This is a genomic window from Arthrobacter sp. R-11, assembly GCF_049913155.1.
Lineage (GTDB): Bacteria > Actinomycetota > Actinomycetes > Actinomycetales > Micrococcaceae > Arthrobacter.
This window is the reverse complement of the sequence record NZ_CP183979.1, coordinates 1765669-1781018: the sequence shown is the minus strand read 5'-3', so window position 1 is coordinate 1781018 and position 15350 is coordinate 1765669. Positions and strand designations below refer to the sequence as shown.

At 66.9% G+C, this 15350-nt stretch carries 15 protein-coding genes; all 15 read right to left on the bottom strand.

Annotated elements, in window-relative coordinates:
• Positions 1-41: 41 nt before the first annotated feature.
• On the bottom strand, positions 42-968 hold the full coding sequence (locus tag ACN9M4_RS08025; protein ID WP_426303005.1) for an RluA family pseudouridine synthase: 927 nt from the start codon (positions 966-968) through the stop codon (positions 42-44).
• Complete coding sequence (gene lspA / locus ACN9M4_RS08020) at positions 961-1581, bottom strand: signal peptidase II (RefSeq protein ID WP_426303004.1); 621 nt, start codon at positions 1579-1581, stop codon at positions 961-963. Before lspA ends, ACN9M4_RS08025 begins: the two co-directional genes overlap by 8 nt.
• Before the next feature lie 92 nt (positions 1582-1673).
• On the bottom strand, positions 1674-2390 hold the full coding sequence (locus ACN9M4_RS08015; RefSeq protein ID WP_426303003.1) for a DivIVA domain-containing protein: 717 nt from the start codon (positions 2388-2390) through the stop codon (positions 1674-1676).
• 164 nt (positions 2391-2554) lie between these two features.
• Positions 2555-2842, bottom strand: coding sequence for a YggT family protein (locus ACN9M4_RS08010; RefSeq protein ID WP_426303002.1), 288 nt, complete (start codon positions 2840-2842; stop codon positions 2555-2557).
• A 103-nt stretch (positions 2843-2945) separates the two neighbouring features.
• Positions 2946-3479 carry a cell division protein SepF gene (locus tag ACN9M4_RS08005; protein ID WP_426303001.1) on the bottom strand — a complete coding sequence of 178 codons (534 nt, stop codon included), beginning with the start codon at positions 3477-3479 and terminating at the stop codon, positions 2946-2948.
• A gap of 85 nt (positions 3480-3564) precedes the next feature.
• Entirely contained in the window at positions 3565-4320 is a 756-nt protein-coding gene (locus ACN9M4_RS08000) for a YggS family pyridoxal phosphate-dependent enzyme (RefSeq protein ID WP_426303000.1), read from the bottom strand.
• The gene (locus ACN9M4_RS07995) at positions 4313-5002 is read right to left on the bottom strand and encodes a polyphenol oxidase family protein (protein WP_426302999.1); all 690 of its coding nucleotides are present in this window, start codon (positions 5000-5002) and stop codon (positions 4313-4315) included. The genes ACN9M4_RS08000 and ACN9M4_RS07995 overlap by 8 nt, the downstream gene beginning before the upstream one ends.
• 20 nt (positions 5003-5022) lie before the next feature.
• Positions 5023-6252: a cell division protein FtsZ gene (ftsZ, locus tag ACN9M4_RS07990; RefSeq protein ID WP_426302998.1), complete on the bottom strand. Its 1230-nt coding sequence runs from the start codon at positions 6250-6252 to the stop codon at positions 5023-5025.
• A 227-nt stretch (positions 6253-6479) separates the two neighbouring features.
• Positions 6480-7406, bottom strand: coding sequence for an FtsQ-type POTRA domain-containing protein (locus ACN9M4_RS07985; protein ID WP_426302997.1), 927 nt, complete (start codon positions 7404-7406; stop codon positions 6480-6482).
• Complete coding sequence (murC, locus tag ACN9M4_RS07980; RefSeq protein ID WP_426302996.1) at positions 7399-8769, bottom strand: UDP-N-acetylmuramate--L-alanine ligase; 1371 nt, start codon at positions 8767-8769, stop codon at positions 7399-7401. Before murC ends, ACN9M4_RS07985 begins: the two co-directional genes overlap by 8 nt.
• Positions 8766-9872: an undecaprenyldiphospho-muramoylpentapeptide beta-N-acetylglucosaminyltransferase gene (murG, locus tag ACN9M4_RS07975; RefSeq protein ID WP_426302995.1), complete on the bottom strand. Its 1107-nt coding sequence runs from the start codon at positions 9870-9872 to the stop codon at positions 8766-8768. The genes murC and murG overlap by 4 nt, the downstream gene beginning before the upstream one ends.
• Before the next feature lie 6 nt (positions 9873-9878).
• A complete protein-coding gene (ftsW, locus tag ACN9M4_RS07970) occupies positions 9879-11147 on the bottom strand; it encodes a putative lipid II flippase FtsW (RefSeq protein ID WP_426302994.1) in 1269 nt (422 codons plus the stop codon).
• A gap of 2 nt (positions 11148-11149) precedes the next feature.
• The gene (gene murD / locus ACN9M4_RS07965; protein WP_426302993.1) at positions 11150-12766 is read right to left on the bottom strand and encodes a UDP-N-acetylmuramoyl-L-alanine--D-glutamate ligase; all 1617 of its coding nucleotides are present in this window, start codon (positions 12764-12766) and stop codon (positions 11150-11152) included.
• On the bottom strand, positions 12748-13857 hold the full coding sequence (gene mraY / locus ACN9M4_RS07960) for a phospho-N-acetylmuramoyl-pentapeptide-transferase (protein WP_426302992.1): 1110 nt from the start codon (positions 13855-13857) through the stop codon (positions 12748-12750). The genes murD and mraY overlap by 19 nt, the downstream gene beginning before the upstream one ends.
• Positions 13854-15344, bottom strand: coding sequence for a UDP-N-acetylmuramoyl-tripeptide--D-alanyl-D-alanine ligase (locus ACN9M4_RS07955; RefSeq protein WP_426302991.1), 1491 nt, complete (start codon positions 15342-15344; stop codon positions 13854-13856). Before ACN9M4_RS07955 ends, mraY begins: the two co-directional genes overlap by 4 nt.
• Between the last annotated feature and the right edge of the window lie 6 nt (positions 15345-15350).

Genomic DNA, 15350 nt, shown 5'->3' with positions numbered 1-15350 from the left:
CCCGGGGCAGGGTCAACGGACCAAGGACGTGCCGTGGTGGCTCAGGCGTCGCCGCTGGCCAGCAGGTCCAGCGCGTACTGGAGGTCCGCCGGGTACTGGCTGGTGACCTCCACCCAGTCGCCGCTGCGGGGGTGGGCGAAGCCGAGCCTCCGGGCGTGCAGCCACTGCCTGGTGAGGCCGAGCGTGGCTGCCAGGCGCGGGTCGGCACCGTAGGTGAGGTCACCTGCACAGGGATGCCGCAGAGCCGAGAAATGGACCCGGATCTGGTGCGTCCGTCCGGTCTCCAGGTGCACCTCCACGAGGCTGGCCTTGCCGTAGGCTTCCAGGACCTCGTAGTGGGTCACCGAGGGGCGTCCGTCCTCGATAACGGCGAAGCGCCAGTCGTGGCCCGGGTGGCGGCCGATCGGGGCGTCGATGGTGCCTTCGAGGGGCTCCGGCAGGCCCTGGACCACAGCGTGGTAGACCTTGTCGACGGTCCGCTCCTTGAAGGCGCGCTTGAGCACGGTGTAGGCGTGCTCGGTCTTGGCGACCACCATCACCCCGGAGGTTCCGACGTCGAGCCGGTGCACGATCCCGGCACGCTCGGCAGCCCCCGAGGTGGAGATCCGGTACCCGGCGCCTGCAAGGCCTCCGACGACGGTTGGGCCCACCCAGCCGGGTGACGGATGCGCCGCAACACCCACGGGCTTGTCGATGACGACAAAGTCCTCATCGTCCAGCAGGATGTTAAGGCCTTCCACTACTTCCTCCACGACTTCCAAGGGGTCCCGGCGCTCGGGAACGGTTACTGACAGAACGGAGCCGGCTGTGAGCTTGGCGGATTTCGCCAGGACCGCCTTGCCCGCCCTGACGTTGCCTTCGGCCAGCAAGAGGGCGGCCGCGGAACGCGAAATGTCCATGAGCTTTGCCAGACCGGCATCGGCGCGGGCGCCACCGAGTTCCTCAGGCACGTGGAAGGTCTCAGGCATCGCCGGACGCTTCCCGGTCGGTTTCGGTCTGGTTCGTTTCGGTCTGGTCCGTGTCAGCCTGCTTAGCCGCCGGCTGCTGCTTTGACCCGTCCAGGCCGATCCCGCGCAGGGTAAGCAGGCAGATCACCACGACCGCACTGACGACCGCGGAATCTGCGACGTTGAAGATCGCAAAGTTCGGCAGCTGAATGAAGTCCACGACGTGCCCCATGGCGAAGGAAGGCTCACGGAAGAGCCGGTCCGTCAGGTTGCCGAGGGCGCCGCCGAGCAGCAGCCCGAGGGACAGGGCCCACCAGACCGAACCGAGTTTGCGCAGCTGGAAGAAAATGGCCACGGACACCCCGGCCATGACGAGCGTGAAGACCCAGGTGACGTTCTCGCCGATCGAGAAGGCCGCCCCGGAGTTGCGGATGTAGTACCAATGCAGCAAAGGGGGCAGGACCGGGATGCGTTCCCCTTCCACCATGGTGCTGGTGACCCACAGCTTGGTCAGCTGGTCAAAGGCGTAGGCGAATGCCGCAAAGCCCGCGAAGAGCCAAAGCAGCCCCGGTCGGGGGGTCCGGCGTATGGTGCGGTCCGGTTCCGTGGTGCCGCTGTTGTGTTCGTCGCTCATAGTGCTTTCATCCGGGGACTGTGGGGTGCTGCGCTTAACAGCGAAAGCCGGTGGCCGAGGAGTCCTCAGCCACCGGCTTTCAGAATACTTGCTTAGACCTCTGCGGCAGCTTCGCCGACCTCGGGGGCGGCGACCGAACCACGGGCGTCGAGGTCGCGCAGCTGGCCTTCGATGTAGGCCTTCAGGCGGGAGCGGTAGTCGCGCTCGAAGCCGCGGAGCTGCTCCACCTTGCGCTCGAGGACGGAGCGCTGCTGCTCAAGTGCGCCGAGGATCTTGCGGGACTTGTCCTGCGCATCGTTGACGAGGGTGGAAGCTTCGATCTGCGCCTCGGCGATGATCTTTTCCTTCTGCTGCTCGCCGTCGGCAACGTGCTTGTCGTGCATCTGCTGGGCCATGGCCAGCAGGCCTGCGGCGGACTCGGCGGAGGGGGAAGCGACCGAAGCTGCGGCGGCGGGTGCGGGTGCGGCCGGAGCGGCGGCCTGCGCTTTCTTCTTGGCTTCCGCTTCGGCGGCCTTGGCTTCCGCTTCAGCCTTCGCTTCGGCCTCCGCCTTCGCCTTGGCTTCTGCGTCCTTGTCGGCCTTGACCGGAGCAGGGACCTTTTCAACGACCGGTGCCGGGGTGGCGTTGGCAGCGACGGGAGTTCCAGCCTCGGCGAGCTTCTTGCGCAGCTCGTCGTTCTCCTGGTTCAGGCGGCGCAGTTCGACGACGATTTCGTCAAGGAAATCGTCAACCTCATCCTGGTCGTAGCCCTCACGGAACTTGGTCGGCTGAAAGCGCTTGTTGACAACGTCTTCTGGCGTCAAAGCCATCTGGTCACCTCGTTGGTCTAGTCAGTCAGGAGGCCTTCCGGCCGTTCAAAACCTACGGTACCTAAATATCATCTGATTCCCCCAATTCAACACCCCTTGGCGCTAATTACGGGGAACCGGACCGGGCCGGCGGAGTTTGCCGGGGTCCCTGTCCTACAAAGAAGCTACACCAGCGACCAGGTGAATCCCATGGCGATAACCACCACAATGAAGACAATCAGGAACGCCAGGTCAAGGGAAACGGAGCCCAGCTGCAGGGGCGGCACCAGGCGGCGGATCCGCTTGATGGGCGGGTCCGTCATGGAATAGACCACGTGGGCCGCCACCAGGGCAGCCCCACGCGGACGCCATTGCCGGGCAAACATCTGCACCAGGTCAAAGACAATCCTGATGATGAGGGAAATCTGGAACAGCAGCAATGCGATGTAAATAAGGCCAAAAACAATGCCCACGGCTTAGCTCAGTTCTCCTCGATCGCAACGGCTGTGTTCTCTATTCCAACACAGATGCCAGGCAGTTGGCCTGCCTGGCATCTGAAACAAGCTGTGGAGCCCGTCAGCTCTGGTTGAAGAACGAGGCCTGTGCCTCACTAGCCTTCTTGTCGTCGCCAAGGACTTCGACATACGACGGCGACAGCAGGAACACCTTGTTGGTGACGCGTTCAATGCTGCCGTGCAGACCAAAGACCAGGCCCGCGGAGAAGTCCACCAGGCGCTTGGCGTCCGCCTCGCCCATGTCGGTGACATTCATGATCACCGGGATCCCGTCCCGGAAGCTTTCGCCGATGATCTTGGCGTCATTGTAGGAGCGGGGGTGGACGGTGGTGATCTGGCGGAGTCCGGAGCTGTCTTCGCGGCTCGATGCCGCACGCTTGATGGGTGTCACGGGGGCGCGGTATTCCTCTTCGGCGGCGGCTTGGGGTACTTCACGGACGGCTTCCCGGACAGGTGCGGGGGCGCGGCGTTCTTCCTGCTCGGCAGCGGCGGCGTGCTCCTCGTCCCTGTGCGGCAGGTGGTGCTCAGACTCGTAGTGCTCATCGCCGTCGGCGAGCCCAAGATAAACCATTGTCTTGCGCAATGCGCCAGCCATGCTGGACTCCAATCGTGTCTGCAGTTGGCGGGCCGCCCGTGACTCAGATTGGATGCCTCGGCCCGTCGCTTCCAATACCCTGACGCTACCCCACGGGGGGACGGGAACCGAGAATATCGGAGCCGATTCGCAGGTGTGTCGCCCCGAAGCGCACGGCAGCTTCAAGGTCCTGGCTCATCCCCGCGGAAACCGCAGTCGCACCGGGATGGGCCTCGCGCAACGCTGCGGAAATCCCGGCGAGCTCTTCGAACGCGTCTTCAGGACGGGCGCCGAGCGGCGCAACCGCCATCACCCCGGCGAGCCGGAGCCCGGCAGCGGAGGCGATGCTGTCCGCAAGCTGCCCGACGGCGGCCGGCGCGGTCCCGCCGCGGTGCTCCCCGGCGTCGTCGTCCAGGCTGACCTGGATGAAGCATTCCAGTTCGGCGCGGCCGCTTTCCTCCTGGGCCCGAAGCATGGCTTTGGCAAGTGCCTCGACGAGTTGGAGGCGGTCGACGGACTGCACCGAATGTGCGTACTTCACCACCGACTTTGCCTTCTTGCTCTGGAGCTGTCCGATGAAGTGCCAGCGGAGCCCGAGCTCGGTAAGCCCGGCGGCCTTGGCCGAAGCTTCCTGGTCGCGGTTCTCCCCCACGTCCCGGATTCCCAGGGCGGCCAGGCGTGCGACGTCGGCGGCCGGATGGAATTTGGTGACCACGATAAGCTCCGGTTCCACGGAGCGTCCCGCGGCCAGGGTCGCCGCGGAAATCCGGGCACGCACGGCGGTCAGCCGCTCCTGCAGTTGAAGCGCCCGCTCGTCCATGCCGCCTTCCTCGTTGGTCCCTGCCGGGCCGGACTCAGCCATGGGTCCACACCAGCCCTGCAAAGCGCCCGGTCTGCTGCTGGCGGCGGTACGAGAACAAGCCCGGACTGTCCTTGGTGCATTCACCCGAGTATTCAACCGGGACAGCGAGGTCCCCGAGCTGGGCGCGGACTCCCGCCGGCAGGTCCAGCGCCGGCGTTCCCCAGGAAGTCACGGACCAGGTCCCGGGCACGGCCGCAGCGACCTCGGCCCGGAGCTCCCCGGGAACCTCATAGCACTTCCCGCAGATCGAGGGGCCGATCCAGGCTTTGATGTCCTCAGCGCCCCGCTGCCGCATTTCGCCGACGGTGGCGGCCACCACGCCGGACGCAACGCCCGGCCTGCCCGCGTGGGCAACACCGAGCACAGGCCCCTGGGCACTTTCACCCGCCAGGACCACAGGAACACAGTCGGCCACCATCACGGCAAGGGGCTGCCCGGTGGAGACCATCGCATCCGCGGTGGGCGGTTCGGGGGATTCCCCGACGAAGCACACGGTGTTGCCGTGTACCTGGGACATGTACCGGAAATTCCGGTCGCCGAGCCCGGCTGCTGATTCCAGCCGGGCCCGGCGCACCAGGACTTCGTCCGGGTCGTCGCCCACGTGCAGGGCAAGGTTGCCGGCGTCGGCATCGGTGAAGGCGACCCACAGTCCGGGCCGTACTTCCTTACGCCACCAAAACACTGCTGACTTGCTCCCCGGGGTTACTTGAGGAAATCCGGAACGTCGAGGTCGTCGCTGCGGCCGCCGGACAGGTCCGGTTCCACCACGGCGGGAAGGTCGACATCGAAACCGGAATCGGCGGGCAGCGCGGTCGGGCGCTGCTGGCCCCAGTTGCTCAGGCCCGAGCTGGCGACACCGGCCGGGACGTGCTGCGGCGCTTGGTAGGCCGGAGCTGCATGGGCTGCAGGACGCTCCGGCGCGGCAGGAGCCTGCTGCTGGGCTGCCGGCTGGGCGGCGGGCTGGTTCATGGACGGCGAAGTGGCCTTGACGTCGTCGAAGCCGGCCGCGATGACGGTGACGCGCGCTTCGTCACCCAGGGCGTCGTCGATGACGGCGCCGAAAATGATGTTGGCTTCGGGGTGCGCCACTTCCTGGACCAGGCGGGCGGCCTCGTTGATTTCGAAGAGACCGAGATCCGAACCGCCCTGGATGGACAGCAGGACGCCGTGGGCGCCGTCGATCGACGCTTCGAGCAGCGGCGAGGCGATGGCGAGTTCGGCGGCCTTGACGGCCCGGTCTTCGCCACGGGCCGAACCGATGCCCATGAGCGCGGAGCCCGCACCCTGCATGACGGACTTCACATCGGCGAAGTCGAGGTTGATCAGGCCGGGGGTGGTGATGAGGTCGGTGATGCCCTGGACACCGGAGAGCAGCACCTGGTCGGCGGAGCGGAAAGCGTCAAGGACGGAGACGTTCCGGTCGCTGATGGAAAGGAGGCGGTCGTTGGGGATGACGATGAGGGTGTCGACTTCGTCGCGCAGGGCGTCGATGCCGTTCTCGGCCGAGGTTGCGCGGCGGCGGCCCTCGAAGGTGAAGGGGCGGGTCACAACCCCGATGGTCAGCGCACCGAGGGAACGGGCGATGCGGGCAACCACGGGGGCGCCACCGGTTCCGGTGCCGCCGCCTTCGCCGGCGGTCACGAAGACCATGTCCGCGCCGCGCAGGACCTCTTCGATCTCGTCGGCGTGGTCTTCGGCGGCCTGGCGTCCGACGTCGGGGTTGGCACCCGCGCCGAGGCCGCGGGTGAGTTCGCGTCCGACGTCGAGTTTGACGTCGGCGTCGCTCATGAGAAGGGCCTGCGCGTCGGTGTTGATAGCGATGAACTCGACACCCCGAAGGCCTACTTCGATCATCCGGTTGACTGCGTTCACGCCACCGCCGCCGATGCCGACGACCTTGATGACGGCCAAGTAATTCTGCGGTGCTGCCACGTTTCGTGCCCCTTGCTTGTGTCCTATAGCGAAACTGATCGAGTCCAACTTGAATCCTTGGACCTTAACCCTCTAGTTGAAGGTTATAGTTATGTCAAGTAACTCTTATGCGACGGTATGGGCTGGGCATCGGACATTCAATGACCGGCTCAGCGTGTCGTGTGAATGTCCCGAAATTAGCCCGAGGCCGCCTGCTTGTTACCGGGCTTCGGCCACCCCGGCGGGGGCTATTTCGTCAGTGGATGCCGGGGCGCGGAAACGTCATAGACGTTCACCGGAACCCTGGGATCGGCCGGGGCCTTCAGGAGCGCTTCGAGCACCCTGGCCTTAAGCTCCTTTTCCTCCGCATTGCCCCAAACCACCGTCTTGCCGTCAATGAGCCTGAGCTCCACGGCGTCCGGGGATTTGGCCGAAGCGCTGGCCATCTTTGCCAGGACATCCGCGGGAAGCGTTGCCAGCACGGCCGTGATGGCCTTGAATAGCTCGGCCCTGGCCGCACTGCCCTCAATCAGGGGCAGGGGCACGGAGGCCGGGTCCTTGGTGGAGCCCAGCTGGACCCCGTCCACGTCCACCAGCAGGTAGTCGCTGTCCTTCTTCAGCAGGGCCACCGGCACCCGCTCCACGACGTGGACCACCAGCGTCGACGGCGGCCGGGCCTCCGTGCTGACCGAGCGCACCTGGACCAGCGGCTTGAGCAGCCGGGTGATTTCGGCGTCGTCGATTTGCGGAAGGGGCGTCCCCTCCACCGGCGCCAGCGCCTTCCGGATGGCGTCCGCCTTCAGCAGTTTGGCTCCGTCCACCGTGATGGTGCGGACGGCGAGCATGGGCGAATAGACCGCGGCCGCAAGGAACCCCGCTACCAAGGCAATGATCACGGCGGCAGTCGTGAGGGCGATGCGCTTCCGTTTGCGCCCCTTGGGCTCGGGGAAAGCGAGGACCTTCGCAGTGTTTTCCTTGGCAGTGTTTTCCTTCGCGACGGCTTCAGCAACACCAGGTGCCGCGGCTTTGGTGGCGGAGAATCCCGCGGGCCGTCCGCCTTCGGGTGACGGCTGCCCCTCGAGTGTCCGCTCCGCGCTGATCACGCCGGGCCCGGCCTCGGCCCCCGGCTTGCTACCGCTCCCGGGTTTGAAGGTGGGCTTCCGCGTGCTAGCCACGCAGTCGCTCCACGATCCGGGGCCCGTAGGCCGTGACGTCACCGGCGCCCACGGTGAGGATGATGTCGCCCTCCGCGGCGCCGGCCACGATTTCCCCGACGGCGTCGTCGGCGGCAACGAGGCGTCCGGAACGCAGGTGCTCCGTGATCAGCGCGCTGGTGATGCCCGGGATGGGATCTTCGCGGGCCGGGTAGATGTCCAGGACCATGGCGGTGTCCGCCAGGTTGAGTGCTTCGGCAAATTCACGGGAGAACTCGCGGGTCCGGGAGAACAGGTGCGGCTGGAAGAGGACGTGCACCTTCTTGCCCCCGGCGACGGTGCGCGCGGCGGAGAGGGCGGCACGGACCTCCGTGGGGTGGTGGGCGTAGTCGTCGTAGACGCGCACTCCCCTGCCTTCGCCCTTGAACTCAAACCTGCGGGCAGCGCCGCTGAAGTGCGCCAAGGCGGCGGCTGCGGCCGCGGGCTCCGCGCCGAGTTCGACGGCGGCAGCGAAGGCTGCCGTCGCGTTGAGCGCGTTGTGGCGGCCGGGGACCTGGAGCTCCAGGCGCTGCTTTTCGCCCGCCAGGCCGACCCAGGTGCCGTCTGCACCCTCGTCGTACAGTCGGACCTCGGCGTCGTCGGCGGTTCCGTACGTCATGACCCGGGTGGCCCCCGCGGCCCGGACCCGGGCAGCGAGGGCGCGGGCGCCGTCGTCGTCCGCGCAGGCGAGCAATAGCCCGTCCGCCGGCAACAAGGCCGCGAAAGCGTCGAACGCGGCGAAGACGGCCTCGGGCGTGCCGTAGTGGTCCAGGTGGTCGGCCTCGACGTTGGTGACGATGGCGATCAGCGGCCGGTAGTTCAGGAAGGAGGCGTCGGATTCATCGGCCTCGGCCACGAAAATGTCCGAACGGCCGCTGGCGGCGTTGACGCCGAGCGCCGGGACATTGGCGCCGATCGCGAAGGAGGGGTCAAGGCCGATCTGCTGCAGCAGCACCGTGACCATGGAGGTGGTGGTGGACTTGCCATGGGTTCCGGCCACCGCCACCACACGGTCAGTGCCCATGGTCGCTGCAAGGCCCTCCGAGCGGTGCAGCACCGGCAGGCCGGCGGCCCGGGCGGCAAGCAGTTCGGGGTTGTCCTGCCGGATCGCGGAGCCCGCTACCACGGTCTGGGCGTCCCCCAGGTTCTCCGCGGCGTAGCCGACTGCGATCCGTGCTCCTGCCGCGGCGAGTTCGCGCATGACGGGCAGGTCCTTGGCGTCGGAGCCGCTGACATTCACGCCACGGGCAACCATGATCCGGGCGACGGCAGACATGCCGACCCCGCCGATCCCGATGAAGTGCACCCGGCCAAGGGAGTTGAGGTCTGCGATGGGCTGGGTCATTCGGATACCGCTTCCAGGACAAGATCAGCCATCCGCTGATCGGCGTTTCTAATGCCGAGGCTTTCGGCCTTGGCGGCCATGTTTTCGAGGCGCTGCCGGTCGCCGAGCAGCGGGATCAGTTCGCGCTCGAGCCACTCGGCGGTGAGGGCCTTGTCCTCAACGAGGAGGGCGGCGCCGCCGTTCACCAGGGCGCGGGCGTTCAGGGCCTGTTCGCCGTTGCCCACCGGCAGCGGAACGAAGACGGCGGGAACGCCGACGGCGGCCACCTCGCACACTGTCGCCGCGCCGGCGCGGGCCAGCAGCACGTCGGCGGCGGCGTAGACGTTTTCCATGCCGTCGATGTACTCGACCTGCCGGTAGCCGTCGGCGCTGAGCAGCGCGCCGCCGTCGTCCTTGACTTCCTTGCCCCGTCCGGTGATGTGCAGGGTCTGGACGCCGGCCGTTGCGAGGGCGTCCAGCGCACCGGAGATGGTGCGGTTGATGCTTTGGGCGCCTGAGGAGCCGCCCGTCACAATGAGGGCCGGCCGGTCTTCGGCCAGGCCCAGGGCCCGGCGGGCCTCCGCGCGGGCCGAGTGCCTGTCGAGGCCCGAGATCGCCTTGCGCATCGGCATGCCCACGTGGCGGGCGTTCCGCAGCCGGGTTTCCGGGAAGGCCACGGCGATGTGGCGGCTGAACAGGGCACCCACGCGGTTGGCCAGGCCGGGGCGGCTGTTGGCCTCATGGATGACGATGGGGATGTTCCGCTTCCGGGCAGCCAGGTACATCGGAGTGCAGACATAGCCTCCGACTCCCACCAGCACATCCGCTCCGGCTTCGTCCAGGATGCGGCCGGCCTGCTTCACGGCACCGGCAAAACGGGCCGGGAACTTCAGCATCGCCAGCGAGGGCCGGCGCGGGAACGGGACCCTGCCAATAGTGGCCAGTTCGTAGCCGGCAGCCGGGACCAGGCGGCTTTCCATGCCTTCGGCGGTGCCGACTGCCAGGAAGGAGGCGTCGGGGCGGGCGGCCTTCAGGGCATCGGCAATGGCGAGCATCGGGCTGATGTGGCCGGCGGTTCCGCCTCCGGCAAGCACCACTGACAGTGGCTTCGACTGGGAATTCATGAAGTGCTATTTACGCTTTCGTGCAGTTTTCGCGGATCTGCGCCACAGGCGGGGACGGTTGCCCGGTGCGATCTGGGCGCGGGCCAAAGACAACACTACGCCCACGCCGCACAGGGACATCAACAGCGCCGAGCCGCCATAGGAAATGAACGGCAGGGGCACACCGATGACCGGCAGGAGCTGGGTGACCACAGCCATGTTCATGCTCGCCTGGCCCAGCAGCCACACCATGATGGAGCCGGCCAGGGTGCGCTGGAAGGGGTCGGTCTGACGGATCACCACGCGGAAGATCGCGATGCCCAGGATCGCGAAAAGCAGCAGGACGACGATGGTGCCCAACAGGCCCAGTTCCTCGCCGATGATCGCGAAAATGAAGTCGTTGTGGGCTTCGGGCAGCCAGTTGTACTTCTGCCGGCTCTGGCCCAGGCCAAGACCGGTCCAACCGCCCTGGGCGAGGCCGTACATGCCGTTGGTGGACTGGAAGTCGAAGTCGAACTGCGCCTTGCAGGTGTCCGAGGCGTTGCCGAGCCAGGAGGTGATGCGGCACATGCGGTTGGCGCTGCTGAGGGTCAACACGGTGGCGGCGACCGCGCCGGCCGCGCCGGCGATGGCAAGCATCTTCCCGGGCACGCCCGCGAAGAACAGGCCGGCCGCGATGATCGCCATGACGACGATGGCGGTGCCGAGGTCGTTGCCCAACAGGACCAGGCCAAGGATGAGTCCGGCACCCGGCACCACCGGGATGATCACGTGCATCCAGCGGTGGAGCAGCTTCTCCTTGCGGGCCAGCACCGTGGCGATCCAGACGCAGAGGACGAGCTTGGCGATTTCCGAAGGCTGGATGCTGACCCCGCCGACGTCGATCCAGTTCTGGTTGCCGAGGGTCTTGCGGCCGATCACCTGGACGAGGACAAGGAGTACGGCCACCGCGCCCATGGCCGGCCAGGAAAGCCGCTTCATCCAGGTCACGTTGGTCCGTGAAATGAGGTACATGGCAACTACGCCGAGCGCGCCGAAACCGGCCTGCTTCATGGCATCCGCGTACGGTGACCTGCCTACCGAGATGGCCTCCACGCTGGAGGCGGAGAGCACCATCATGATACCGATCGCGGTGAGGGCCAGGGTGCAGCCAAGGATCAGGTAATAGGTGGAACTGTTGGCTGCCGCGCCCTTGCCTTCGATGCCGTCCCAGATCCTGCGGAGGCGGTCCCGAAGCCCTCTGGTCTGCCGGGCCGCCTTCTTGGCGGGTGCCTGGCGGGTGGGCGTGGTGACCATTGCTACTCCTCGGTGGTCTGTGCCGTGCCTTCCGCGGGATCGCCTTCCACGAGATCGCGAACTGCCTGGATGAATGCGTCGCCCCGGTGGGCGTAGGACGAGAACTGGTCCATTGAGGCGGCTGCCGGAGCCAGCAGCACGGTGTCGCCCGGCACGGCGATCCGGGCGGCTGCGGCAACAGCCTGGGCCATCACGGTGTCGCCGAAGATCGGCGAAAGTTCCTTGCCGTCAGCACCGGATGCGTCCGTACCGGAGGTCTGCGCCTTTTCAGTTTCGCCCCTGGGCTGCCCGATCACGGGGACATCCGCTGCGTGTCGCTGGAGGGAGGCTTCCAGGGCTTCCGTGTCGGTACCGATAAGGACCACGGCCTTGAGCCGGTGCGCCTGGTCCCTGACCAGGTCGTCGTAGTTGACGCCCTTGGAAAGGCCTCCGGCAATCCAGACGACGTTCTCGAATGCGGCCAGGGCGGCGGCAGCGGCGTGCGGGTTGGTGGCCTTGGAATCGTTGATCCAGAGGACGTCGCCGTGCTTGCTGACTGGCTGGATGCGGTGTTTGCCCGGCAGGTAATGCTTGAGGCCTTCGCGCACGGCCGCGGGCTCCACACCGTAGGCGCGGACCAGTGCCGCGGCGGCCAGCGCATTGGCAACGAGGTGCCGGGGCGCCACGGGCCCGAGATCGGAGAGCGCGGCGAGCTCGGCGGCCGAGTCCTTGCGTTCGGCGATGAATGCCCGGTCCACCAGCAGGCCTTCGACGACGCCGAGCATGCTGATGGCGGGCGTCACCGTGGTGAAGCCGACGGCGCGACAGCCTTCCACGACGTCGGCGTTCTCCACCATGCGCTCGGTTTCGATCTGCTCCGCGTTGTAGATGCAGGCAATCCGCGTGTTTTCAAAGACCTTGGCCTTGTCCGCCAGATATGCCTCATAGGAGCCGTGCCAGTCCACGTGGTCCTCGGCGACGTTGAGGCAGACGCTTGCTACCGGTGACAGCGATTCGCTCCAGTGCAGCTGGAAACTGGAGAGCTCGACGGCGAACACATCGTAGTCGACCGGGTCGCGGAGGGCGTCCAGGATGGGGGTGCCGACGTTGCCGACGGCGATCGCCTTCAGGCCCGCAGCCTGCAGCATCGATTCGGTCATACCCACGGTGGTGGTCTTGCCGTTGGTTCCGGTGATGGTGAGCCAGTCCGCCGTCTTGCGGCCCTTGCGTTCCCGCAGCCGCCAGGCGAGTTCGACGTCGCCCCATACCGGAATGTGCGCACGCTTGGCCGCGGCGAGCAGGGACTGGTCCGGCCGCCACCCCGGGGAGGTCACCACGAGTTCGGGCTTCTCGCCGTCGATCTCGGGGACGGTGAGCACGGCGTCCGGCCCGAGGAGGACATCCACGGCGCCGACGATCTTCAGGGTGTCCGCCTGGGCTTCGGCCTTGGGGGTGGTGGCGGCGTCGACCACCACCACGCGGGCGCCAAGTTCGATCAGGGTGTCCGCGGCGGAGAACCCCGACACGCCGATACCGGTGACCACCACCCGCAGGCCGCGCCAGTCAGCATCCCAGCTGGTGAGGTCCTTGAGCCGCTCGTTTCCGTACCGGTCGTTCGTGTTCACAGCAGCACCACCCATTCAGCGTAGAAAATACCGAGCCCAGCCGCGACGAAGAGGCCGCAAAGGATCCAGAAGCGCACCACCACGGTGATCTCGGCCCAGCCCTTGAGCTCGAAGTGGTGTTGCAGAGGGGCCATCTTGAAGAAGCGTTTGCCCTTGGTGACCTTGAAGTAGCCCACCTGGATGATCACCGAAAGGGTGATCAGCACGAACAGTCCGCCGACGATGCCCAGCAGCAGCTCGGTGCGGGAAAGGATCGCGAAGCCGGCCACGGCACCGCCGATGGCCAGGGAACCGGTGTCGCCCATGAAGATCTTCGCCGGGGAGGTGTTCCACCAGAGGAAGCCCACCAGGGCGGCGCTCATGATGGCCGCGAGCAGGGCGAGGTCCAGGGGGTCGCGGACCATGTAGCAGCCGCTGCCGGCTTCCCGGGGCGAGCCGCAGGCCTGGTTGTTCTGCCAGATCCCCATGAGGGTGTAGGCCCCGAAGACCATGATCGAGGCACCGGCTGCGAGGCCGTCCAGGCCGTCGGTGAGGTTGACGCCGTTGGTGGCCGCCGTGACGATCAGGTTGGACCAGACCACGAAGAGGATGGCGCCGAGCACGGTGCCGCCGAAGGCCAGGTTCAGCCACGGAATGTCGCGGACCAGGGAGATCTGGTAGGACGCCGGGGTTATGCCGTCCGCGTTGGGGAACTGCAGAACCAGGATGCCGAAGGCGATGCCCACCACCCCCTGCAGGATGAGCTTCGCCTTTGCGTCGAGGCCGAGGCTGCGCTGCTTGGAAATCTTGATGAAGTCATCGAGGAAGCCCACGAAGCCCATGCCGACCATGAGGAACAGCAGCAGCAGGCCGGACACGGACGGTCCGGGCGAACGCGGATTCATCATCCACATGATGAGGTGGGTCAGTCCGTAGCTGATGAGGACCGCCGCCACCACTACGGTGCCGCCCATCGTGGGGGTGCCGCGCTTGGTGTGGTGCGAGGTGGGTCCGTCGTCACGGACGAACTGGCCGTAGCTCTTCGCGACCAGGAAACGGATGAACAACGGGGTGCCGATGAGGGCCACCAACAGGGCGACGCCGGCGCCGATCAACAGTGCAATCACAGCAGCTCGTTCCCTTCATTGGCGGCAGTAACGGCCGCAGTTTCCACGCTTGCCCCGGCTTGTGGGGCTAATGCTATCCGATCGCCTAGATGCCTCAGGCCAACGCCGTTCGAGGATTTGAACAGCACCAGATCGCCGGGTTCAAGCTGTTGCTGCAGGAGTGTGAACGCCTCGTCCGCGGTCTCGGCGAAGATGCATTCGTCGCCCCAGGAGCCTTCCTGGATCGCCGAAATATAGAGTGCCCGCGCCTCGCGACCCACCACGACGAGCCGGGAAATGTTCAGCCGGACCACCTGGGTTCCGATGGCCGTGTGCTCGCGGATCGAGTCCTCGCCGAGTTCGAGCATGGCGCCCAGCACCGCCCAGGTGCGGCGGCCCTGGCCGATGTCCGCCAGGGTGCGCAGGGCGGCCCGCATGGATTCCGGGTTGGCGTTGTAGGCGTCGTTGATGATGGTGACGCCGTCCGCGCGTTCGGTGCGTTCCATGCGCCAGCGGCTGGCGGCGCTCTGCTCCGAAAGCGAGGCCGCGATGTCGTCACCGGGAATGCCCGCGGCGTAGGCGGCTGCCGCAGCGGCGAGCAGGTTCCCCAGGTGGTGCGCGCCGATCAGTTTGCTGCGCACCGGACGCGGCTTGGCGCCTTCGGGCAGTACAAGGTCGAACACGGGGTGTCCGAGATCGTCGATGTCCGCGTTCAGGGCCTCGACGGCGGCACCGTCCGCGCCGGCGGAGCTGGTGCCCAGGATCGGGGCGACAGTGCGCGGGGCCATGGCGGCGACCCTCGGGTCGTCGAGGTTGATAACGGCCGTGCCGTCCGTGTCGAGGGCTTCGAGGAGTTCGCCCTTGGTCTTGGCGATGTTCTCCACTCCCCCGAACTCGCCGGCGTGGGCGGTACCCACCACGAGTACGACGCCGATGTCCGGCTTGACCATGCCGGCCAGGTATTCGATATGGCCGATTCCGGTGGCGCCCATTTCGATCACGAGGTAGCGGGTGCCGGCGTCGGCGGTGAAGACGGTGAGCGGGACGCCGACCTCGCCGTTGTAGGAGCCCTTGGGCGCCACGGTCTTTCCGGCTTTGGACAGGATTCCGGCCAGGAGGTCCTTGGTGGTGGTCTTGCCCGCCGAGCCCGTGATACCGATGACGGTGAACTGTTCGCCTGCTGCGGCACGCTCCGCGCGGATCCGGCGGACCGCTTCGGCTGCGAGGGCGCCCATCGCAAGGACGGCGTCCTCGACGATGACCGCAGGGTACGGCCGGCCTTCGGCATCGACGACTTCCCGTTCGGATAAGGCCAGCACGGCGCCGCGTTCAAAGGCAGCTCCGACGAAGTTGTGGCCGTCCGCGTGTTCTCCGGGCTTGGCCACGTAGAGCGACCCGGTCCCGGCTTCGCGGGAGTCCGTCACCACGGAGAGGGGAACGATCCCGGGATCGGCTGCAAGCGTACCATTGGTGATGTGGGCGATTTCCGCCGCTGTCAGTGCAATCATCTCGGT